This is a genomic window from Marinomonas rhodophyticola (assembly GCF_026113935.1).
Classification (GTDB): domain Bacteria; phylum Pseudomonadota; class Gammaproteobacteria; order Pseudomonadales; family Marinomonadaceae; genus Marinomonas; species Marinomonas rhodophyticola.
Genome location: NZ_JAPEUL010000009.1, coordinates 188,739 through 210,349, shown reverse-complemented (window position 1 = coordinate 210,349; position 21,611 = coordinate 188,739). Strand labels below are relative to the sequence as shown.

The following is a 21,611-nucleotide window of genomic DNA, read 5'->3' as shown; positions in this document are numbered from 1 at the left end:
AAAAACGTCACATAAAAAGATGAATGCGGATGACTAAATCAACTGACCATCAGATGCCGGAACTGGATTTTAATACGCCAGCTTTAAAGCGTCATCGTAAGATTCGTGCCCTGAAAGACCGTATGGCTAGTATGGGTATTGCAGTCGGCGGCAACAGTGTTATTTTGGCTGTGTTGCTGATTTGTTTCTATTTACTATATGAAGTGATGCCGTTGTTCTCTGGAGCCTCCATTGAACAGCAGGCCAGTTATGCGGTGCCTGCTGAAGAGCAGGGCGACAGTGTTTATTTATCAGCGGAAGAGCAGTCCGAAGTTGGTATGCGAGTCACTAGTCTTGGCAGTATAGTATTTTTTTCCATTGCTGATGGCAGTGTTATTAATACGGTCGAAAACTTACGCACGGATGCAAAAGTCACCGCTTTTGCTGTGGAGTCTGATACAAGTCGGTTGATAGCGTTTGGTTACGACGATGGCAAGGCACTCATTGTGAAGCACGATTACCGTACTTCCTATCCTGATGGAAAACGCAAGATCACCCCGATTGTTGAATACCCTTACGGGGAAGAGCCGATTGATGTGGCCGATTTTCCAATTAACAAAATGAGTCTTCGTGACGGCAGTGACAGCTTGACCGTGGTCGCGATTGGCGATAGCAAAAGTGCCATCACCAAGGTGTCGAAAGACGTTAATTTTATCACTGAAGAAGTGGAGTTAAGTGAGCAAATTACAGAGTTACCATTTGTGGCAGATACTGCCAGTGTACTGATTAGTGGTGATCAACGTTATTTGTACGTAGCAACTCGTTCTGGTCAGTTGAGCGAATTTGATTTACGTGACTTTGATAACATCACTCTCAAAGATAATATTTCTTTGTTTAACGATGATGCCAAATTGGTTTCCATGTCATATTTGTTGGGCCAATCTTCTATCATGGTGGCGGATTCCTCTGGGCGTGTGAGTCAGTGGTTTAATGTCCGTGATAATGCGACCAATGAAGAGCATTTAACCTTTATTCGGGATGTAAAACAGCCTGTTGCTTTGGTTGGTTTAGCCATGGAACAACGTCGCAAAGGTTTTGCCACTCTGGATGAGCGTGGTATTGTGGCGATTTATAATGCTACGTCTACACGTCAGGTTATAGATGAGAAATTAACCGATGATTCGGCCCGTCTGATCAGTTTTGCGCCGCGTGCTAATGGATTGCTATTAGAAGACAGCAAAGGTTTACATTTCTTCTACGTGGACAATGCACATCCCGAAGTATCTTGGTCTGCTATTTGGGGCAAGGTATGGTACGAGGGGTACCAAGAACCCACCTATACTTGGCAGTCTTCTGCTGCAAACAACGACTTTGAGCCTCAAATACAGCTTAACACCATTGGCGTTTGGTACCCTCAAAGCCGCATTTTATGCCATGTTAATGGCTGTACCCTTGGCCATTTGTGGTGCGATTTATACGGCGTACTTTATGGCGCCAGCGTTACGTCGCAAAATCAAACCGATTATTGAGTTAATGGAAGCCTTACCGACGGTTATTTTAGGTTTCTTAGCGGGTTTGTTCTTTGCACCTTTTATGGAAGAAAACCTCGCCGCGACCTTTAGTATATTGGTTGTCTTGCCAGTAGGCATTTTGTTGTTTGCTTACCTATGGTCTCGTTTACCACAAAAAGTTAGCTGGTTGGTGCCTGAAGGTTGGCAGCCTTTGTTGTTAATCCCTGTCATTGTATTACTTGCTTGGTTTTGTTTAGCCTTGAGCCTCAGTGATTGAGCTTAACTTCTTTGATGGCAATATTCGTGGTTGGATTACCAATGATCTTGGTATCACTTTTGATCAGCGCAATGCATTGGTAGTTGGTTTTGCCATGGGTTTTGCGGTGATTCCAACCATTTTCTCCATTACTGAAGACGCCATCTTTAGTGTTCCTAAGTCATTGACGCAGGGTTCTCTTGCGTTGGGTGCAACTTACTGGCAAACCATGACTCGTGTTGTTTTACCAACGGCCAGTCCAGGTATTTTCTCTGCTGTTATGATTGGTATGGGCCGTGCAGTTGGCGAAACCATGATCGTATTGATGGCAACGGGGAATACGCCAATCATGGATTTCAATATCTTTGAAGGTATGCGAACTTTGGCTGCTAACTTGGCAGTAGAAGTGCCAGAATCTGCGGTAGGAAGCTCTCACTATCGTGTCTTATTCTTAGCGGCGTTTGTGCTCTTTATCTTCACTTTTGTGGTGAACACAATCGCTGAAACCGTGCGTCAGCACCTACGCAAAAAATACGGGTCGCTATAATGAGTATTGAAATGAAAATGAAGAAAAAATCCGTATCCGAATGGGTGAAAGCAGGTGATCCATGGGTATGGCTTAATGCGGGTGCGGTGGCGATTTCAGTTATCATGGTCATTGGATTGTTGCTATTGATTGCGGTACGAGGGTTAGGGCATTTTTGGCCTGCAGACGTGGTAGAAGCCAATTATGCTTTACCAGGTCAGCCTGCATACAACATAGTGGCTGAACGAGTGGAAAGTGTTGAGGTAACAGCGGCGCAATTACGTGAAGCTGGTCTTGATATTCCAGGTGAACATGAACTGATGCAGCGGACGTTGCTGAAAACAGGTAACCGTGATGTTTACGGTTCGGACTTTCGTTGGGTACTTGATGAGTATTTAACGGATACCAAACGTCCAGAGATGTTGTTCACAGCTGAGCGTCATGAGTGGGGTAACTTATATGGTTATCTCAAAGCGGTGAAAGAAAATGGACAAATCGTTTCTGAAACAGCGGATCTTGAGCCTACCGCTTCAGCATTAGCGACTTGGCAAGTTTTCGAAAAGAGCATTGATCGCGCAGCAAGGATTCACGAAGAGATCAAGAAAGTTGAGAAAACAGACATAGGTCGAATTAATTATGGTCTTGAGCGCATTCGTTTAAAGCAGCGTAGCCTTGAACTAGAGGGCAAGCTTACACCAGCGGCCGAGGCCGATCTTGCGGCAGAGCGAAGCCAGTACGATGAAGAGTACAAAGGGCTTCAGCAGAGCTTGATTGATCTGTACGGAGAAATTAATCGTGATAGCTTTATTGTTCAGGTAATGGATGGTTCCGTACACGAAATCTCGGTTGCAAAAATTGTTCACGCGTATCGTGCTAATGCGATGGGGGTTCCTGAGAAAATAGGCTTCTACTTCGTTAAATTGTGGGAGTTTCTTACAGACGAACCACGCGAGGCAAATACTGAGGGCGGTGTATTCCCTGCTATTTTTGGTACCGTCATGATGGTGTTGCTGATGACTGTTTTGGTAACGCCTTTTGGTGTCGTTGCTGCAGTGTATTTGCGTGAATATGCTTCCCAAGGTTGGGTGACACGTATTATTCGTATCGCGGTCAATAACTTAGCGGGCGTGCCATCTATCGTTTACGGTGTATTTGGTTTGGGCTTCTTTATCTACTTTTTGGGATCTGGTATTGATCAGGCGTTTTTCCCAGAGGCTTTGCCATCGCCAACCTTTGGTACGGGTGGTCTTATGTGGGCATCGGTAACGCTTGCTCTATTGACTTTGCCTGTGGTGATTGTGGCAACCGAAGAAGGTTTAGCACGAATCCCTCGCAATGTTCGTGAAGGCAGCTTGGCATTAGGTGCGACAAAAGCGGAGACATTATGGCGTGTGGTGTTACCAATGGCGAGTCCTGCAATTATGACGGGTGTGATATTGGCAGTGGCTCGTGCCGCGGGTGAAGTAGCGCCTTTGATGCTGGTGGGTGTAGTAAAATTGGCACCATCTCTGCCTTTAGATGGCAATTATCCTTATATCCATTTAGATCAGAAATTCATGCACTTAGGCTTCCATATTTATGATGTGGGTTTCCAAAGCCCTAACGTTGAAGCGGCACGACCATTGGTCTACGCAACGGCCTTATTACTTGTGATTGTTATTGCTTTATTGAATTTATCGGCAGTAACTATTCGTAACCATTTACGTGAAAAATACAAATCGCTGGAAATGTAAGCGGCGGAGAAGAGATTATTATGAGCGAAGCAAAAACACACTCAATTGATATTTCGGCAATGCAGCGTAGCCAAAAGGCTTTGCGTATTGAAGATGAAACCGTTTGCCTTTCTGTAAACGATTTACACCTTTATTATGGTGAGAAGGAAGCATTAAAAGGGGTGAACATGATCATCCCTGAAAAGAAAGTAACCGCGTTTATCGGGCCATCAGGTTGTGGTAAATCTACCTTGTTACGTTGTTTCAATCGTATGAATGATCTGGTGGACACTTGTCGAATCACTGGTGAAATCAATTTACATAATGAAAATATTTATGCCAAAGGCACTGATGTCGCTGAATTACGTCGTCGTGTTGGTATGGTGTTTCAAAAACCAAACCCGTTCCCAAAAAGCATTTACGAAAACGTGGCTTATGGCCTGCGTATTCAAGGCATTAACAAAAAACGCCTATTGGATGAAACTGTAGAGTGGGCATTGCGTTCCGCGGCTTTGTGGGATGAGGTGAAAGACCGTTTACACGAGAGTGCATTGGGAATGTCTGGTGGTCAGCAACAGCGTTTGGTTATTGCCCGTACCGTAGCGGTGAAACCAGAAGTGCTGTTGTTGGATGAGCCTGCATCAGCCTTGGATCCTATTTCGACGTTAAAAATTGAAGAACTGATTCACGAACTAAAGAACGAGTTCACCATTGCTATTGTGACGCATAACATGCAACAAGCAGCGCGGGTATCCGATTATACCGCGTTTATGTATTTGGGGGATTTGGTGGAGTTTGGTGACACCAATACTTTGTTTACGAACCCAGAAAAACAACAAACAGAAGACTACATCACAGGCCGCTACGGCTAGGCGGAGGACGCATTATGAAAGAATTAACGACGGATCATATTTCTCAGCAGTTTAATAATGAACTGGAAGCGTTGCGCCAGCACTTTTTAACCATGGGTGGCGTGGTGGAAAATCAGGTACAAGACGCTGTTCAGGCTTTGTTAGACAGCAATGGTTCTTTGGCAGAAGATGTCAAAAACCAAGATGCGACGGTGAACCAATTAGATGGCCTAATTGATGAAGAATGTACTCGTATCTTGGCGAAGCGTCAGCCAGCGGCTTCGGATTTGCGAATGATTTTATCTATCAGCAAAGCCGTTAGTGAATTAGAGCGCATTGGTGACGAAGCGAAGAAAATTGCGAATTTGACGCTTAATCTGGTCAACGAAGGCGAGTCTCCTCGTGGTTATGTTGAGATTAACCGTATTGGCGAAATGGTGTCTCGTATGGTGCATGACGCATTGGATGCTTATGCACGTTTAGACATCGATATGGCGATTAAAGTGGCGAAGCAAGATCGTAACGTCGATCAAGAATACAATACAGCAATGCGTTCCTTAGTAACCTATATGATGGAAGATCCTCGTAGTATTTCTCGAGTGATTAACGTGATCTGGGTACTTCGTTCGCTTGAGCGTATCGGTGATCATGCTCGTCATACTTGCCAACACTTGATCTTTATGATCAAAGGCGTGGACGTTCGTCACGTCAATGTGAATGACTTGACGCCAGATTATAAAGCCAAATAAGTCTTACCTCCTTCTCTTGGTGGGCGTCAACGCCAGCCAAGAGAAGGCTTTTCTGTTTTCTTCCCTTCCTCTTATTCACTAATATGTCGATAAAAAAATAGGATTATTGGTGGGCTTCTTAAGCGGGCTTTGCTATCATAAGACTTTCGTTTTATTTGGTGTAAGGTGTTATGTTTACGATAGAAATGGATGCTACCGCGTCACTTGAAGCACGTTATCAAGATCTTAATGCTCAGTTAGCGGCCTTGCTAAGTGGCGAACGTGATCTTATTTGCAATGCGTCTCAATTTTCTGCTTTTGTCATGCAAACCCTTACGGATCTTAATTGGTCGGGGTTTTATTTTGTGCGTGGTAATGAGTTGGTGCTTGGACCTTATGTTGGTAAGGTGGCTTGTACGCGAATTCCATTCGGTCGTGGGGTATGTGGTAAAGCGGCCATGACATTGCAGACGCAGCGAATCGAAGACGTTCATGCTTTTGATGGACATATTGCTTGCGATGCCGCATCGGCGTCTGAATTAGTGATTCCTGTCGTCGTTGATGGCAAACTGATAGCGGTATTCGACATTGATAGTCCAAAAGTTGGACGGTTCTCCGAGGTTGATCAAGCTGGTTTAGAGTCTTTTGTTGGTACATTTGTCGATTCGACAGACATTTCTTGGTCGTTTTAATCAAAGTCTGAAAAATACTGTTTGAGTGCTTGTAATGAGCTGGTGTGCAAGCTTGGCAGCGTGTCGATAATAGCCTGCAGACCTTGCTCATTGTGTTGTAAGGCAGATTGTTCTATTTGTTGGCATTGCTTGGCGAACACTAACATGGCCATATTTGAACTCGCCGATTTTAGCGAATGACTAATCTGCCTAAGCTCCGAATAGTTTTTTGTATTCCAAGCCTGTAACAATTGCGCCAACTTGTCATGGCTGTCTTCAATATATTCTAAACGTATCTGATTAATCGTGTCCCTTCCTAGTAACTGGGTAAGAGTATCGAGATGTGCGGTATCAATCATGATTATCGACCTTTATAGGCGCTTTGTGGTTGGAAAATAGCTTATAAATATGCGTCTCCAACTGATTTTGTGTCAATGGAAAACAAAGGGGAATGACGGAATATTCTGGGTTATTAAGCACTTTTGGGTGATAGCTGAGTATTGGGCACGATTTTGCTTTCCATTGTAAGATGGCGTCTTTTCCATCTCGTTCAAAGCGCGGCGTGTTGCCGAGCATGATGAGATCGTAGTTTTTATGTTCTTGAAAGCTTCCGTCCTTAGAAAAAGACACTTCTATATTAAAAGTAGAAAGTTGTAAACCAATGATTTTGGCCAGATGTGTGTCTGTTTCTATGATGAGGGCCTGTGTCTTATTGGGACATTGGAAGATTGTCGAAGTATTTTGGTCATTGTCATTAGGCTCGTAATAGGGCAGATCGACCCAAAATTCACAGCCCTTCTGTGGTGCGCAAGAGAAATGCATTTCACCCTGCATGAGATAAACCAGTTTATGACACAAGGCGAGGCTTAAGCCAACTTTACTGGGCAGCGGACCTTCTTGTTGCATAGGCAATGCTGGGTTTATCCTTAAGTTTTGCTGCAGTTGATTCGGCATACCAAGCCCCGTATCTCTGATGGCAATTTGTAGCATTTTCGCTTCTTTTGCCTTCGCAGGCAGTTGCCCTTTCGGGGCGTTCAATGCGGACGGGCGAACTTGTAAACTAATACTGCCTGAGGGCGTATTAGTGATGGCATTTTGAAGTAATGCTACTATGATTTCTTTGACCCTAGAGAAATCCATTTGAATATTGGTTGGTAATAGGGGGTCTATGTAGGCAATACCCTGTAAGCTTTTTCGTGACATTTTCGTCTCAAAAATAGCAAGATAGTCATGAATATTTTTACTTAAGCTTTCGGTGGTTATTGTCAGCGAGAGTTTCTTGGCGTCAATTAAGGCAAGGTCAGAAAACATTTCGATGGTTTGCAGTAGCTGTTGACCAGACTCTTCAATATGTTGAGAAAGTGCCTCTGTATCGTGATAAGACGTTGTGTTTTTGAGTGTTTTAGCCGCTCCTAAAATAGCATTAATCGGAGAGCGTATTTCTTGATGTATAAACGACAGCATGTCTGATTTGTCTTCATGAACAGCGAGGATACTGGATTGCAGGTTGTCGTTGCGACGCAAGACATTTTTTAGTTCAGTCAAACCTTTGATGGTCAAAAAGCACAGACATAAAAGACAGGCAAGCAATGCCATTGAAAGCAACTGAATGTCGTTCAGGTTTTTTTGTAGGGTACGGTGTTGCTGACTGATGTATTCGTTGCTGCCTTTGTTCACTAGAGTGACAAATTCGTTAATTTGTTCTTCGATGTTTTGAATACGAACAATCAAATCTGGCAAATAGGTGTGATCACCATCTTCTATTCTAGAGAGATTGAAACTCAGTAGTTCCAATTCACCGTTAATGATGTTCAGTAATCTGGTCGTGCGACCACCTTCAAAATTACGAATCAGAGAGCCGACTTCCCCTTCTCTCAGTAAATCGACGCGACTCATTAGCAAGTCATATTCAAAAAAAGCGTTACCATTAAGTGGGTAATCGCTGTCTTCTAATGCCTCCAAATAATTGAGAAATCGATATGACTGTATCTGCAATTGTAAGGCATTCCATAAAGAGCTTTCGAAAACGCGACGACCATTATTTTTTGAACTGTCGCTAGTATAGGTAATGATGGCAAACACAGCGATGGTGATGGCGATAATGAAAGCAATAAAGCCATATACCATCCATATTTTGAACTTGGACAGCCAAGTTTTCCCCTTAAAGAAACGCGACATCTTTACTCCGTTATGGCCATTGCTTTGATGTGACGTATTTGCCAGATAGAGCGGCCATAAAACAATTCTGATTTTAATTCTTTGCGTTCATCAAAGGGGTAAATCACCATGATGGGGCCAAGGTTTCTGACGCTCATGGGTTTTCCATCTTGGTGTGTCGCAAAAATAGCCCCATTTTCGGCAAAGTCACTGACTGGGATTTCCGTCATATAATCATTGAGTGCGGTTACTTGTAAGAGCGTGCTTTGGCTTCCTAAGCGTTTTAATAGATCTATGGCGGAAAAACCTTGGTAAGTGTGAAGACCTTTTGCCCACGGGTTATGAGTCGTAATGGAATATTGTGGCAAGGTTTGCAGCATGGTTATATCGAATTTTACTTGCCGTTCCGCTTTTATCGCCCCAGAGACCGTGAGTATGGTTTTGTTATTTGGTATTTCTGATGCGTGAGTTGCTAGAGACATAAATATTAAGCACAAAAAAACAGAGGGAATGAATAAACGCATAGATGAAAGCCTTGACGCCGTTACTTAATAGAGTGATATCTATCGATAATATAAGAGTTTTATAATAGACAAAAATAACGGTCTTGTGTGGTGATTGCTAGAAATAACACGATATTTCATTAATAAAAAAGCCATTTGGATGGACCAAACGGCTTTTTTGTTTTTTTGACTTGTTTGCATCGCCTTACGAGGCGTTGGCGATGTCTTCTAGGCGTGAACAGGCTGCTTGATGCTCTTCGGATAATACCTGTAAAGTGGGCTTTTGTTGTGTACAGACCTCATTGGCATGAGGGCAACGAGTGCGAAACACGCAACCAGATGGCGGGCTGATAGGGGATGGTAAATCGCCAGTCAAAAGCTGGATTTTTTTACCTCGCTCTACTTTAGGGTCCGGCACCGGCACCGCAGACAATAAAGCCTTGGTGTATGGGTGTTGGGGGTTTTCGTATAACGCTCGTTTGCTGGCTAACTCCACCGCATTGCCTAGATACATCACCAAAACGCGATCTGAAATATGTTTTACCACACTTAAATCGTGGGCGATAAACACCAAAGACAAGCCCATTTCGGCTTGTAGTTCTTTTAGCAGGTTCACGACTTGCGCTTGAATAGATACGTCCAACGCGGATACAGGCTCATCACAAACAACCAACTTTGGTTTGAGAATCAGTGCTCGTGCAATGCCAATGCGCTGACATTGACCACCAGAAAACTCATGTGGATAGCGGTTAATCACGTTAGGTAATAAACCTACTCGGTCCATGATGTTACGGACTTCCGTTTTCATTGCTTCTTTTGATAGTTCTGGGCGGAAAGTTTTCAGTGGTTCGGCAATGATGTCGCCCACTGTCATACGAGGATCAAGTGATGCCAAAGGATCTTGGAAGATCATTTGCAGCTCTTGGCGCTTGCTGCGCATTTGTTTTTTGTCTAAATCCGTCAGATCTTGCCCAAGCCACACAACATTACCTTCGGTAATGGGTACAAGACGAAGCAAAGCGCGGGCAAGCGTAGATTTACCGCAACCAGATTCACCCACGACGCCTAAGGTTTCGCCAGCGTAAATGGTCAAATTAACGCCATCCACGGCTTTTAGTGCTTGGCCTTTTTCCCATGGCCAGGCATTGTCTGATTTGATGTTGAAATGAACTTTTAAGTTATTCACTTCCATTAATACATTGTTTGACGTGTTCATTAGGCGACCCATCCATCAACGGATTTATGACAAGCTCTTAGCTGACCCGATGCAAATTCTTTTAGCGGCGGCATGCTTTCTCCACAGCGCTCTTTGGCAAATTCACAGCGTGCTTGGAATGGACAGCCAGACGGCATATGCAGCAAGTTCGGTGGATTACCCGGAATGGTGGAGAGCTTTTCGTCATTACTATCGAGACGTGGAATCGCTTTAAGCAAACCTTGCGTATAAGGATGCGTAGGGCGATAAAACACATCTTCTGCCGTACCGTATTCCATGGTTTGACCCGCGTACATCACCAGTACTTTGTCGCATAAACCCGCTACGACACCCAAATCATGAGTAATCATGATGATAGAGGTGTTGAAGTCGTCTTTTAACTCGTTCAGCAAGGTTAAGATCTGAGCTTGTACTGTTACGTCTAGAGCCGTGGTTGGTTCATCGGCGATCAGAAGTTTAGGTTGGCACAATAATGCCATAGCGATCATCACACGCTGTCTCATACCACCAGAGAATTCGTGGGGGTACATGTTCATGCGTTTGCGCGCTTCGGGCATTTTTACCGCGTCGAGCATCTTCACGGATGCTTCAAACGCTTCGGCTTTGCTCATGCCTTTGTGCAGCATCAAAACTTCCATCAGCTGCTTGCCGACTTTCATGTAAGGATTCAATGAGGTCATTGGATCTTGGAAAATCATCGCAATGTCTTTGGAACGAATGCGGTTCATGGCTTTTTCATTCAGGGTAAGAATGTTTTGCTCGTTAAAGCGTGCTTCCCCTTCAATAACGCCATTGCCAGCCAATAAGCCCATAAGTGCAAACGCGGTTTGGCTTTTACCTGAACCTGATTCACCAACGATGCCGAGGGTTTCGCCTTGTGCCAAGGTGAAATTCAAATTATTCACCGCGGTAACAAAACCATCAGGCGTTCTGAAGTTTACTTTTAGATTATTGACTTCTAATAAATTCTTTTTACTTAATACGTTCATAAGGCCTCCTTAGCGGTCTTTGGGATCAAGCGCATCGCGTAAGCCATCGCCGAGGAAGTTAAAACAAAACAGTGTTACCACTAAGAAACCTAATGGCCACGCCAATTGCCATATGGCAATTTCCATATTCTGAGCACCTTCTGAAATCAGCGCGCCCCAGCTGGTCATAGGTTCTTGAACGCCGAAGTCCTAAGAAGCTGATAAAGGACTCTAACAAAATCATATTCGGTACCAATAACGTGGCGTAAACGACAACGATACCGAGTACGTTTGGCACAATGTGGCGCAAGATGATTTTGGGTGTCGAGACGCCACAAGCATAGGCGGCTTCTATGTATTCTTTGTTTTTTAGGCTCAAGGTTTGGCCGCGAACTATCCGTGCCATGTCGAGCCAAGAAATCGCGCCAATGGCGACAAAGATCAAGAAGATATGACGACCAAATAGGGTCATCAAAATGATCACAAAGAACATGAAAGGGAAAGAGTTAAGGATTTCCAAGAAACGCATCATCACACTATCAATGCGTCCGCCAAGGTAACCTGACGCTGCCCCATAAAGCGTACCTATGATGATAGCCACCACACTGCCCATGATGCCGACTAATAATGAGATTTGACCACCTTGCATAGTACGCACAAAAATATCACGGCCTAACGTGTCGGTACCAAAGTAATGACCGTTTTCAATATTAGGACGTCCTAGAGTGGAAATATCAGACAGTGCTTCCCAGTCGATATCATCGTAATTCCATTGACTGAAAAATGGACCCAATAGGGCAATCGCAGCAATCATGGTCAAAATAATTAAGCTGGTAACAGCGGCATGGTTTGAAAAAAGCGACGACGAGCGTCTTGCCATAAGCTACGACCTTCGACTTCCACCACTTTTTCGGCGAACTGTTCGACGGCCTGAACTTTGTCTTTTGTAGTAATCATAATTGCGTGGCCTTAGTAGCGGATTTTCGGATCAATAACAGCGTACAAAATATCGACGATGGCATTGAATAGAATCGTTAATGTACCCACCAAAATGGTGACGCCCATGACCATGGAATAGTCACGATTTAAAGCACCATTGATAAAGTGCTGACCAATACCACCGGTACCAAAATACACATCGACGATGACGGAACCTGTCACTATGCCGACGAATGCGGTACCAAGGTAAGAAATAACGGGCAACATAGCAGGGCGCAATGCGTGCTGAAAAATGATGCGATACTTTGGTAAGCCTTTCGCGCGTGCCGTGCGAATAAAGTTAGAGTGCATGGTTTCAATCATGCTGCCGCGAGTGATACGAGCAATCTGAGCTATGTAGCTGGTGGACATGGCAATAACAGGCATCACCAGATAAGGCCAAGCGCCGCCGTTCCAGCCACCAGGCGGTAGCCATTGATTATAAATAGAGAAAAATAGGATACACAAAGGAGCCAGAACAAAATTTGGCAACACGATACCTAGGTTAGCAAAGCCCATCACACTGTAATCTAACCAGGAGTTCTGGCGCAGTGCTGCGATAATTCCGCAACCTACTCCGATCAAGAGGGCAACAAGAAAAGACCAAATGCCGATTTCTGCCGAAACGGGAAAACTCTGTGCGATGAGTTCATTAATGGTGAAGTCTTTATAACGAAAAGAGGGTCCTAGATCGCCTTGAAGTAAGCCGCCAAGATAGTAAAAATATTGATTAATCACTGGCTCATCTAAGTGGTACTTCGCATTGATGTTTGCCAATACCTCTGGCGGTAACGTGCGTTCACTGGAGAATGGGCTGCCTGGAGCGGAATGCATTAAGAAAAATGAAACCGTAATCAAAATCAATAAGGTTGGAATGGCTTCTAAAATGCGTTTTGAGATAAATGTCAGCATAAAAATTACCGGATTCGTTGCACTGGGTGACGGCCAACACAAAAAACCTGCAGGAGTTCAAGAGATCCTCAGCACCGAAGTGCTGAGGAGAATTTTCAACATAGAACAACAACACCAAAATTAGTGCTTGATGATGTACATATCACGCGCATAGACGTTATCTTCTGGGTTAGGCATATAACCCCCTAAATAGCTTTTTACCAAACGCTTTTCGGTGTACTGATAAATAGGCGCTACGGCCATGTCTTGTTCAATGGCGATTTCTTCTGCTTTGTTGTAGTTCTCAGCTGGGTTCTGCATGGTACGTGCTTCGGTTAGAAGCTTGTCGTATTCGGCGTTGCTGTATTTACCATCGTTATTACCATGGGTAGTGGTCAGAAGGTCTAGCATGGTGGAGGCTTCGTTGTAGTCACCGATCCAGCCAGCACGTGCTATATCAAATTGTTGATGTTTTTTCGTTTCTAGGTAGGTTTTCCATTCTTGGTTTTCCAATGTAACGTTGACGCCCAAGGTTTTGTTCCACATAGACGCGATCGCAATGGCGATTTTTTTATGGTTTTCGTTAGTGTTGTACAGCAAGCTGAAAGACAGTGGGTTACTTTGTGTGTACCCCGCTTCTTCTAACAGGGCCTTCGCTTTTTCATTACGTTCTTTTTGTGTCCAAGTAGCGTATTCTGGCGTGGCTGGTGAGAAGTCGTTTACTACTTCTGGGGTAAACGAATAAGCTGGAAGTTCGCCTGTGCCAGTCACAAATTTGGTGATTACGTCACGGTCGATAGCGTAAGACAAGGCTTTGCGCACTCGAACATCGTTGTATGGAGCCTTGGTTGTATTGTATTGATAATAATACGTACCCAGTTTTGGTGTCACCACAACCTCATCAGGAATGTCACGCATTAGCTGTTTGTAGTGGTCATTGGGTAGCTCATAGCTCAAATCCATTTGACCCGCTTGGAAGCGTTTTAGTTCGGCATTAGGGGATTCAATAGGCAAGTAGGTTACCTTGTTGATAATGGTTTTGGCGTCATTCCAATAATGGCTATTACGGGAAAAAACCATCTTTTCATTAACAATCCACTCGTCCATTTTGTACGCGCCGTTGGATACCATGTGTTCTGGTTTAGTCCAATCATCACCCCATTTCTCGACCACTTTTTTAGGCACAGGGAACATAGTTTGGTGAGAGGTCATTTTTACAAAGTAAGGGACAGGACGCTCAAGCGTGACTTGGAATGTGTGGGCATCTAGAGCTTTTACGCCCAAAGTAGAAGGATCTGCTTCGCCAGCAATGATTTTAGTCGCGTTTGTGATGGCTGGAATTTCCATGAACCATGCGTATGGAGAGGCCAATTTAGGGTCTACAGCACGTGTGAAAGCGTAAACAAAATCTTCAGCGGTAACTGGGTCGCCATTAGACCATTTAGCGTCTTTGCGTAGGTGAAAAGTATATTGTGTATTATCGTCATTAACATCATAGCTTGTCGCGACGCCTGGGACCTGGTTGCCGTCGCCGTCTTGATTGTACAGGCCTTCAAATAAATCTTTGGCCCGAATAGACGCAGGCGTTCCTTCCATTTTTTGAGGGTCCATGGTCGCAGGTTCTGAACCACCACCACGAACGAGTTCTTGTTTGGCTGCTAATTCTACGCCAGCCGGCACGTCTGCAGCCTGAGCTTGCAGAGCGAAGAAAGAAGTAGCCATGATGGCACTGGCGAGTAATGTCTTTTTCATTTTGATAATGTCCCTTGTTAGTTAGTTTTTATGTATGTGCTGTTTTTATAGTCAGACGCGATACCTGCACTGGCTCGTATTCGTCTTACACTTTCATAGTTCACCAATTTACAAAAGGTCACAATCGAAATTGCGTATCAGGTTATGCGTCTAATAAATGTCAGCTTTATTAAAGAGTGATGGAAATGTTAAAGGAGGCTTGAAGGCATTGAAGAATCTATTTAAGAATCATCAATTTGAAAGGCTTTGTGGAGCCATGAAAGTCCTCATGGTATTCTGTGTCTCTATTGGATACATTTAAAAAAGGTCTAACTTTAGGAGTGACTTGGCATCGTGATTACACACCCGTTTAAAGCTGCGGGGGCTTTTTTAAGAGCATTTCCCTTAGTTTTGTCGAAAGATTTAAGGTTGTTTATTTTAGCCCCTTTATTGGCCAATTTTTTCTTAATGGCGCTGATTTATATGGTGGCATTTGGTTATTTTCAAGACCTATTAAGTTACGCTATGGGATACGTGCCTGAGTGGGTGTCATTTTTAAATTGGCTGTTTTATATTATTTTTGGCGCCATTATTACCGTGCTGTTGTTTTACAGTTTTTCGGTAGGGGTCAATATTCTAGCGGCACCATTTATGGCGTTTTTGGCTGAAAAGGTTGAAGAAAAAGAAACCGGAAGAGTCTTTGACGAAACGTTGACAGCGGGCGTTATCATGGCAATTATTGGTCGCAGTTTGCAGCGAGAATGTCAGAAAATTCTGTATTTTCTGCCGCGCTTTATTTTGTTGCTATTATTATCTTTTATTCCTCTAGTTAATGTTATTTCCCCTGTATTGTTGTTGCTTTTTTCCGCTTGGATGTTATCGCTGCAGTATATGGATTACGCGTTTGATAATAATAAAGTGAAATTTCATGACATGAGAATGGCGTTACGTTCCAAACCTTTGTTATGTTGGACATTTGGCGGGATAGTGATGGTCAGTTTGACGATTCCTTTCTTTAATCTATTCGTTATGCCGATTGCTGTTGTTGCAGCTACACTATTGTGGATTTCGGTTTTTAGATCAGAGCATGGGGATTTTTCTGCCTTGTTAGATCGTACTAATGGAACTTTGTGATGTCGTTAAAAATTTTGGTAGTAGATGATGCTTCTTTTACACGTGACTTGATCCGACGAACCTTGCGTAAGCAGTTTCCGGCGGTGGAAATTGAAGAGGCGGTAAATGGTCGCAAGGCACAACAATTATTGTCTAAGGTTCAGTTCGATATGGTGTTGTGTGACTGGGAAATGCCCGAAATGACTGGAGTGGAGCTGCTTAAATGGTGTCGAGAGCAACCCAAGTACAAAAAAGAAGATGTGCCTTTTGTGATGATTACCAGCCGAGGCGATAAAAGCCATGTGGTGGAAGCCGTTCAATCTGGTGTGACGGATTATCTTGGCAAGCCGTTTTCCAGTGAGCAATTGATTAATAAGGTTATTTCGGCCGCGAAAAAACACGGAATTGAGCGCAAATTATCGTCACAAAAGCCTCGTGAATCTTCACCGGGCGGTGTCAGTTCTGCTTCGTTGGATGTATTAATGGGGGCTGGAAAAACCGCAGCTCCTGTTCAAGCGACTAAGTTTACTCATCCCGACGCGCCAGCGGTATCGGTTAAAGATGTTAAAATCCCAACCTTGGTCCGCTTTGAAGGCAAACAGTTTCGCTGCATGATTGTGCATTTTAGCAAAACAGAAGCCACTATGTTCATTAAGAGCGATGATGTTGTGCCGCAAGTGCTGGGACAAGCCGTTTTGGATTTGGAATTCAATGGCAAGGTAAATCGTCTAAACTACTATGTTCAATCGGTCGCCACGACGGAGAAGAAACATGATTCGACGTTTTTAACTGTGGTGTTGAGTTTGATCGATCAAGACAGCGACAAAGAGGCTTTTATTGCTCAGCTGTTTGATAGCTTATGATTTGTCGTTTGTTTGTATAAAATCACGACCTACAAATAACTAATCCCCTGTAGGTCGGCCTTTATGCTGACAACGTTTTTATTTTTCAATGCCCAATGTATTGGATGTATTTGTGCTTTCATCCGTAGGAAGAGGCAGCGCAGGAATCGTATCGTTTCGGGTACGATTCGCTGGGAAGTGACAAGAAAACGTGCTGCCGAAGCCTGGCTGACTGTGAATCTGCAGTTTGGCGTCGTGGTGTAATAACACGTGTTTTACGATGGCTAAGCCAAGACCTGTTCCACCAGTTTTTGACCCTCTCCCTTTGTCTACCCGGAAAAAGCGCTCCGTGAGTCTTGGAATGTATCTTGGTTCTATACCTAGGCCACTGTCTTTGACGGAAAAAACGCCGTTAAACTCACTGGATTCCCATTTTATGGCAATCTCACCACCGTCTGGCGAATACTTAATGGCGTTAACAATGAGGTTCGAAAAAGCACTGTAGAGTTCTTTATAAGAACCATATAAGCGGGCATCTTCTGGGATTGTCAGAGACACTGTGTGTTTATCGGTCAAAATAGGCGTAACCGTCTTTTGAATAGCCTTAACTAAATCACACACCTTATGCCACTGATTTTCCTCGCGTTTGTCGTTACTTTCTAAACGAGATAGCAATAGCAAATCTTCAATCAGTTGTTCCATGCGCTCAGATTGTTCAGACATGTTAACAATGCCTTTTTGCATACTTTTCGGCAGACTGTCTTTGAACATTTCTAACGTTTCTAAATACCCTTTTATCACGGTGAGCGGTGTTTTTAACTCATGGGAGGCGTTGGCGACAAAGTCTTTGCGCATTTGTTCTAGTAAGTGCAGTCGAGTGACATCGCGGACAAAAATGAGGTGATCGTTTTTGTCGTACAATGTAGTCTGGATTTCTAGGTACATGCCTTCTTTGGCGGGAGACTTTATGACTAGCGGTTCACCAAAGCGTTTTTGACTAAAGTAACGAAAAAAATCTGGATTACGTACAATATTGGTGATTGCTTGACCGCGATCTGTTGGGCGCTGTAAACCAAAAAAATGCGCCGCAGAGTTATTCCACCACTCTAAGTTACCTTGGTTATCTGCCATGATAACGCCTTCTTTTAAAGCGGTCGTGGAGCTTTCGATTCGTGTTAGGGCTTGGCGCATCCGGCGTTTGGATTTACGCTGTTTTTTTTGCAGACGATAGACAGCGTCAAAGACTTCGCCCCAGATACCACTGGCTTCGGGTGGTGCTGCTCGGCCAGAATGGCGCAACCAATCATGGAACTGATACAGCTGATACAGCTGCCAGTATAAAGAGCCTAATACATACAAAAGCAAAACACCCAACAAGTGCCCAAGAATTAGGCCAATGATAATGCTGGCGGTTAAACCAGCAAGCCACGCGATAATGGTGTTTCGCCAAATTGTTTTCATAAAGACCTTTTTGCTGAGAAGCGGTAGCCAGTTCCCGGACTGTTTGTATCAAGAAATCATGAGTGCTACCAATGGCTTTGCGTAAGCGACGGATATGAACATCAACGGTACGTTCTTCAACGTAGACATTTCCACCCCATACCTGATCCAACAGCTGAGCTCTTGAATACGCTCGTTCTTGATGAGTCATGAGAAATTTGAGTAGACGATATTCTGTTGGTCCCATATCCAAAGGACGAGTGCCTATGGTAACGCGTTGGCTAATAGGATCAAGCATTAAGCCTTCTATCTCGATTGGCTCATCAACGCCTTGAGGGGTAGCGCGGCGCAGTACGGCTTTTAGTCGTGCGACCAATTCTCTAGGAGAGAAGGGTTTGGTGATGTAGTCATCAGCCCCCACTTCTAAACCTTGAATTTTGTTATCTTCTTCGCTTTTGGCAGTCAGCATAATGACCGGTATTTCAGCCGTTGTGGTGTCTTTTTTTAGTCGGCGGGTTAGCTCTATACCACTTCCGCCAGGCATCATCCAATCGACCAAAATGAGGTCTGGACGGTGATCCACAATGATCTCATGCGCTTGTTGAATATTTTCGGCTTCCAGATACTCATAGCCTGCCATTTCAAGGGCAATGGCAATCATTTCACGTATGGAAGATTCGTCGTCAATTATTAATACTTTTTTACCGGTCACAGGATTTATCCTCATCTCAGGAACGGTTTCATTAAAGCGAGCAAATGTGACAATTCAATGACACTGTCACAACTTTGCCATATATTACAGAAAATAGCTTGTCACAAGACCGATAAAGAGGCAGTAACCAACACGGTTATTGTCTAAAAAGGAGCGAAAACACGCTTGGCGATCACGGTCTTTTGCTTGCCTCCATTGTTGATAAAATAGGCCGATACTGATGACGAGCGATACAAAGTATGGCCACTGTAATTTTGCTAATAAGCCAATCCATGTCAGTAAGGACAAAGTTAGTCCTTGCAGGCAAATAATGACAAATAAATCGTATTGACCAAATAAAATGGCCGTTGATTTTACGCCAATTTTTACGTCATCGGGACGATCCGTCATTGCATAATAGGTATCGTAAGCAATAGTCCAAAAGCAATTCGCCACAAACAGCATCCATAATTGCGGATCGGTGAGGTCGCCGCCCTGTGCACTGTAAGCCATAGGAATGGCCCAAGAAAAGGCCAGTCCTAAAAAAAGCTGAGGCAGATGAGTATATCGTTTCATAAAGGGATACAGTGCAGCAAGCCCCAGCCCCACAAATGACAGCAGAATCGTTCGCATGTCAGTAAACAGTACTAAAACAAAGCTTAAAACACAGAGAGCAGTAAATAAGGTAAGTGCCTCTTTTTCTGATACTCGACCCGATGGTAATGGGCGATGTTTGGTGCGCTCCACATGACCGTCAACTTTTCTATCTGCGTAGTCATTAATGACACATCCCGCAGAGCGCATGCTAAAAACGCCCAGCACGAAAATGAGGATTAAATGCCATTGTGGTAAGCCATCGGCCGCCAGCCATAACGCCCACAGTGTTGGCCAAAGCAGCAGCAAAGAGCCTATAGGGCGGTTAAATCGAGTTAAGTCTGCGTAGTCTTTAAGTTTGCTCATAACAATCCAAACGGTGGTGTTAGCTGGTTAATTTCATCAAAAAAAGCTTCATTGACTAATATTCCAGGGCCATATTGATGGAATACGGAACGTCTTGCCCACAAGGCATTCTGCTGATCGGGAAACATACGTTTTGGCAGCTGAGTGATTTCTATGTTACTGCGAATGAGCGATCTGTGTTGAAACAAATAACCACCTAAGGGTTTATTTTTTAACTGTTTTACCTGTCGCCAGTGGCCTTGTAAAGACCGAGCCGGAATAATAGAGCGAGCATAGATCACGGCTTTGTTATCTACTTTCAATAAAACCGTACGGATTCGAGCGGCTTCTCTGGGACGTAACTTTAAGCGCTTTTTTTCTCGAGCGGTAGGTGTGCCCCAAACTTCTTCAATAACCTCGACATCCAGCTTGCCAAGGCATTGTAGGGCCGCGGTTAACGACGCTTTAGTCATTAACCATGGCCAGATCGCTTTGGGAACCTTAGTTTTATTTACCCGATGAATCGGACACCAACGATAGTTAAATTGTTGGGCGGCTAATGGGTTCATGATAGTCATAACAAGCTAAGCGTTCATTTTATTGATCAGGGCGACCATTTTATGTAATTCGGTAGAAGATTGATAAATCTTGTCTCGACATGTCAGTGCCTCTTCCAGTGTTAGTCCCACCTCGACTAACACAGAAGGCTCGACGTCTTCTTCATTACGTAACTGATAGGCAATATAAAGTAATTTGGCCAACAATGCGTGCTCGCCATAATAATGTGGCTTTTTACTGTAACGAATCGCTGTCCAAATGTTGTCCGGTAGACTCCAGTAGCGTAGCAACCAAGATCCAAGTTGCTCTTTGGTAAAGTGCAGTATTTGCATTTCAATGAGTTCTGAAGGAAGGTGTGCATTCGCTTCTTGATAGCGTGATAAAATAGAGAAATGTGGTGGTAAAATCGTGCTGATGGCTAAATAACCAAAGTTATGGAGCAAACCAGCAAGGTAGGCATGGCCTAGTTTAGGGCGATTCTGCGCAGGCATGGCCTTTACCAACGATTCCATTAAAACCGCATTAGACACCGAGCCTAGCCAAAAATCTTCATAGTGACGCGGGCCATCCTCTGGTAGGTGGAAACCATTTCCCATAGACAGTCCCAGAGCTAGGTTCATTACCATATCAAAGCCTAAGACACGAATAACCGCGTCTTCGACCGATTCAATGTTACCAGGAGCGCCATAGTAGGGCGATGAGGCCCAACTAATCACTTGAGCTGCCAAACTTGGGTCTAATGCAATGACCTCACATAATTCATCGGTTCCAGCTGTTTTGTCCGTTGAAAGACGAATAATTCGGTGAGAGGACGCCGGTAATGGAGGAATTTCGAGGGTTTCTTCTAAACGTTGTTTGAGCCGAATAGATTGAAAACGTCCAAGTGCTTGAAGTATTTGTTCTTCGTCGTTTTCGTGATTTTCTACGGGTCGCTTGATGAGTTCATTGTGAATGGATATGTTCTCAAAACGATTCAATGGCCCAGAAAACATGTTTGTTAATTCTGATGTGTTGATGTCTCTATACTGCTCATCTGCTTTGGTTCGAATCGAAACGCTGGCTTCTTTTAATAGGCTGGCATCTAAAATGGTTGCTACTGTATTTGGCTTAATTAAAGGATCACCTGATTTATGGGCACTGGTGACTGGCTCAAAGCGGCGTTTCGTAAGTCGAGATATGGCAGAGATATCCAACATATGACTTTCAGGGAAAATGACTTGCAGACGGCCAGTATGATCCGCTAAATGTACAACACGTAGCTTTTGGCTTGTCTGACGATCTGGTGATGATTCCATACATTTTCTCTGTTAGATGACTGGCATAAAAAAGCCCCTTATGGGGCTTTTGTCA

Annotated in this window: 17 protein-coding genes and 3 pseudogenes; 7 read left to right on the top strand and 13 right to left on the bottom strand. The window is 43.9% G+C overall.

Going from position 1 to position 21,611, the window contains the following annotated elements:
- The first annotated feature begins 29 nt into the window (after window positions 1-29).
- The 5 genes and pseudogenes from ONZ52_RS15350 (at window position 30) to ONZ52_RS15330 (ending at window position 6,255) form a co-directional block, all read left to right on the top strand.
- A pseudogene (locus ONZ52_RS15350) lies at window positions 30-2,293 on the top strand (ABC transporter permease subunit).
- An 11-nt stretch (window positions 2,294-2,304) separates the two neighbouring features.
- Complete coding sequence (gene pstA, locus ONZ52_RS15345; RefSeq protein ID WP_265219601.1) at window positions 2,305-4,005, top strand: phosphate ABC transporter permease PstA; 1,701 nt, start codon at window positions 2,305-2,307, stop codon at window positions 4,003-4,005.
- Between the two features lie 20 nt (window positions 4,006-4,025).
- Window positions 4,026-4,856, top strand: a complete 831-nt coding sequence (gene pstB / locus ONZ52_RS15340) for a phosphate ABC transporter ATP-binding protein PstB (RefSeq protein WP_321160346.1) — start codon at window positions 4,026-4,028, stop codon at window positions 4,854-4,856.
- A 14-nt stretch (window positions 4,857-4,870) separates the two neighbouring features.
- Window positions 4,871-5,584 (top strand): phosphate signaling complex protein PhoU, encoded by a 714-nt coding sequence (gene phoU / locus ONZ52_RS15335; RefSeq protein WP_265219600.1) that lies wholly within the window; start codon window positions 4,871-4,873, stop codon window positions 5,582-5,584.
- A 170-nt stretch (window positions 5,585-5,754) separates the two neighbouring features.
- On the top strand, window positions 5,755-6,255 hold the full coding sequence (locus ONZ52_RS15330; RefSeq protein ID WP_265219599.1) for a GAF domain-containing protein: 501 nt from the start codon (window positions 5,755-5,757) through the stop codon (window positions 6,253-6,255).
- Here the strand turns inward: ONZ52_RS15330 and ONZ52_RS15325 are convergent.
- The 8 genes and pseudogenes from ONZ52_RS15325 to ONZ52_RS15290 all read right to left on the bottom strand — a co-directional run bounded on the left by ONZ52_RS15325 (window position 6,252) and on the right by ONZ52_RS15290 (window position 14,699).
- Entirely contained in the window at window positions 6,252-6,593 is a 342-nt protein-coding gene (locus ONZ52_RS15325) for an Hpt domain-containing protein (protein WP_265219598.1), read from the bottom strand. The two genes, ONZ52_RS15330 and ONZ52_RS15325, sit on opposite strands and share 4 nt — an antisense overlap.
- A complete protein-coding gene (locus tag ONZ52_RS15320) occupies window positions 6,586-8,412 on the bottom strand; it encodes a sensor histidine kinase (protein ID WP_265219597.1) in 1,827 nt (608 codons plus the stop codon). Before ONZ52_RS15320 ends, ONZ52_RS15325 begins: the two co-directional genes overlap by 8 nt.
- A gap of 2 nt (window positions 8,413-8,414) precedes the next feature.
- Window positions 8,415-8,915, bottom strand: a complete 501-nt coding sequence (locus tag ONZ52_RS15315; protein WP_265219596.1) for a putative pterin-binding protein — start codon at window positions 8,913-8,915, stop codon at window positions 8,415-8,417.
- Window positions 8,916-9,099: 184 nt separating this feature from the next.
- Window positions 9,100-10,110, bottom strand: coding sequence for a murein tripeptide/oligopeptide ABC transporter ATP binding protein OppF (gene oppF / locus ONZ52_RS15310; RefSeq protein ID WP_265219595.1), 1,011 nt, complete (start codon window positions 10,108-10,110; stop codon window positions 9,100-9,102).
- The gene (gene oppD / locus ONZ52_RS15305; protein WP_265219594.1) at window positions 10,110-11,099 is read right to left on the bottom strand and encodes an ABC transporter ATP-binding protein; all 990 of its coding nucleotides are present in this window, start codon (window positions 11,097-11,099) and stop codon (window positions 10,110-10,112) included. Before oppD ends, oppF begins: the two co-directional genes overlap by 1 nt.
- A gap of 9 nt (window positions 11,100-11,108) precedes the next feature.
- Window positions 11,109-12,035, bottom strand: a pseudogene (gene oppC, locus ONZ52_RS15300) (oligopeptide ABC transporter permease OppC).
- 12 nt (window positions 12,036-12,047) lie between these two features.
- The gene (gene oppB, locus ONZ52_RS15295; protein ID WP_265219593.1) at window positions 12,048-12,968 is read right to left on the bottom strand and encodes an oligopeptide ABC transporter permease OppB; all 921 of its coding nucleotides are present in this window, start codon (window positions 12,966-12,968) and stop codon (window positions 12,048-12,050) included.
- A 120-nt stretch (window positions 12,969-13,088) separates the two neighbouring features.
- The gene (locus ONZ52_RS15290; RefSeq protein ID WP_265219592.1) at window positions 13,089-14,699 is read right to left on the bottom strand and encodes a peptide ABC transporter substrate-binding protein; all 1,611 of its coding nucleotides are present in this window, start codon (window positions 14,697-14,699) and stop codon (window positions 13,089-13,091) included.
- A 333-nt stretch (window positions 14,700-15,032) separates the two neighbouring features.
- Here ONZ52_RS15290 and cysZ point away from each other — a divergent pair, with 333 nt between their 5' ends.
- Both cysZ and ONZ52_RS15280 read left to right on the top strand, forming a co-directional pair.
- Complete coding sequence (cysZ, locus tag ONZ52_RS15285) at window positions 15,033-15,812, top strand: sulfate transporter CysZ (protein WP_265219591.1); 780 nt, start codon at window positions 15,033-15,035, stop codon at window positions 15,810-15,812.
- Complete coding sequence (locus tag ONZ52_RS15280; protein ID WP_265219590.1) at window positions 15,812-16,654, top strand: response regulator; 843 nt, start codon at window positions 15,812-15,814, stop codon at window positions 16,652-16,654. The genes cysZ and ONZ52_RS15280 overlap by 1 nt, the downstream gene beginning before the upstream one ends.
- Before the next feature lie 78 nt (window positions 16,655-16,732).
- Here ONZ52_RS15280 and phoR read toward each other — a convergent pair whose 3' ends face one another.
- From phoR to ONZ52_RS15255, 5 genes and pseudogenes are all read right to left on the bottom strand, one after another.
- Window positions 16,733-18,094, bottom strand: a complete 1,362-nt coding sequence (phoR, locus tag ONZ52_RS15275; protein WP_265219589.1) for a phosphate regulon sensor histidine kinase PhoR — start codon at window positions 18,092-18,094, stop codon at window positions 16,733-16,735.
- Window positions 18,091-18,785: pseudogene (gene phoB / locus ONZ52_RS15270) on the bottom strand (phosphate regulon transcriptional regulator PhoB). The gene phoR and the pseudogene phoB overlap by 4 nt, the downstream one beginning before the upstream one ends.
- A gap of 84 nt (window positions 18,786-18,869) precedes the next feature.
- Complete coding sequence (gene ubiA, locus ONZ52_RS15265; RefSeq protein WP_265219588.1) at window positions 18,870-19,724, bottom strand: 4-hydroxybenzoate octaprenyltransferase; 855 nt, start codon at window positions 19,722-19,724, stop codon at window positions 18,870-18,872.
- Window positions 19,721-20,281, bottom strand: coding sequence for a chorismate--pyruvate lyase family protein (locus ONZ52_RS15260; RefSeq protein WP_265219587.1), 561 nt, complete (start codon window positions 20,279-20,281; stop codon window positions 19,721-19,723). Before ONZ52_RS15260 ends, ubiA begins: the two co-directional genes overlap by 4 nt.
- A 6-nt stretch (window positions 20,282-20,287) precedes the next feature.
- Window positions 20,288-21,556, bottom strand: coding sequence for an HDOD domain-containing protein (locus tag ONZ52_RS15255; RefSeq protein WP_265219586.1), 1,269 nt, complete (start codon window positions 21,554-21,556; stop codon window positions 20,288-20,290).
- Window positions 21,557-21,611: the final 55 nt, after the last annotated feature.

What these genes read in the sequence shown, in the direction of transcription:
- ONZ52_RS15290 (WP_265219592.1), bottom strand. Translation starts at nt 14,699, where the DNA reads ATGAAAAAGACATTACTCGCCAGTGCCATCATGGCTACTTCTTTCTTC.
- pstA (WP_265219601.1), top strand. Translation starts at nt 2,305, where the DNA reads ATGAAAATGAAGAAAAAATCCGTATCCGAATGGGTGAAAGCAGGTGAT.
- ONZ52_RS15260 (WP_265219587.1), bottom strand. Translation starts at nt 20,281, where the DNA reads ATGACTATCATGAACCCATTAGCCGCCCAACAATTTAACTATCGTTGG.
- ONZ52_RS15280 (WP_265219590.1), top strand. Translation starts at nt 15,812, where the DNA reads ATGTCGTTAAAAATTTTGGTAGTAGATGATGCTTCTTTTACACGTGAC.
- oppB (WP_265219593.1), bottom strand. Translation starts at nt 12,968, where the DNA reads ATGCTGACATTTATCTCAAAACGCATTTTAGAAGCCATTCCAACCTTA.
- ONZ52_RS15320 (WP_265219597.1), bottom strand. Translation starts at nt 8,412, where the DNA reads ATGTCGCGTTTCTTTAAGGGGAAAACTTGGCTGTCCAAGTTCAAAATA.
- oppD (WP_265219594.1), bottom strand. Translation starts at nt 11,099, where the DNA reads ATGAACGTATTAAGTAAAAAGAATTTATTAGAAGTCAATAATCTAAAA.
- ONZ52_RS15255 (WP_265219586.1), bottom strand. Translation starts at nt 21,556, where the DNA reads ATGGAATCATCACCAGATCGTCAGACAAGCCAAAAGCTACGTGTTGTA.
- ONZ52_RS15325 (WP_265219598.1), bottom strand. Translation starts at nt 6,593, where the DNA reads ATGATTGATACCGCACATCTCGATACTCTTACCCAGTTACTAGGAAGG.
- ubiA (WP_265219588.1), bottom strand. Translation starts at nt 19,724, where the DNA reads ATGAGCAAACTTAAAGACTACGCAGACTTAACTCGATTTAACCGCCCT.
- oppF (WP_265219595.1), bottom strand. Translation starts at nt 10,110, where the DNA reads ATGAACACGTCAAACAATGTATTAATGGAAGTGAATAACTTAAAAGTT.
- phoR (WP_265219589.1), bottom strand. Translation starts at nt 18,094, where the DNA reads ATGAAAACAATTTGGCGAAACACCATTATCGCGTGGCTTGCTGGTTTA.
- ONZ52_RS15315 (WP_265219596.1), bottom strand. Translation starts at nt 8,915, where the DNA reads ATGCGTTTATTCATTCCCTCTGTTTTTTTGTGCTTAATATTTATGTCT.
- phoU (WP_265219600.1), top strand. Translation starts at nt 4,871, where the DNA reads ATGAAAGAATTAACGACGGATCATATTTCTCAGCAGTTTAATAATGAA.
- pstB (WP_321160346.1), top strand. Translation starts at nt 4,026, where the DNA reads ATGAGCGAAGCAAAAACACACTCAATTGATATTTCGGCAATGCAGCGT.
- ONZ52_RS15330 (WP_265219599.1), top strand. Translation starts at nt 5,755, where the DNA reads ATGTTTACGATAGAAATGGATGCTACCGCGTCACTTGAAGCACGTTAT.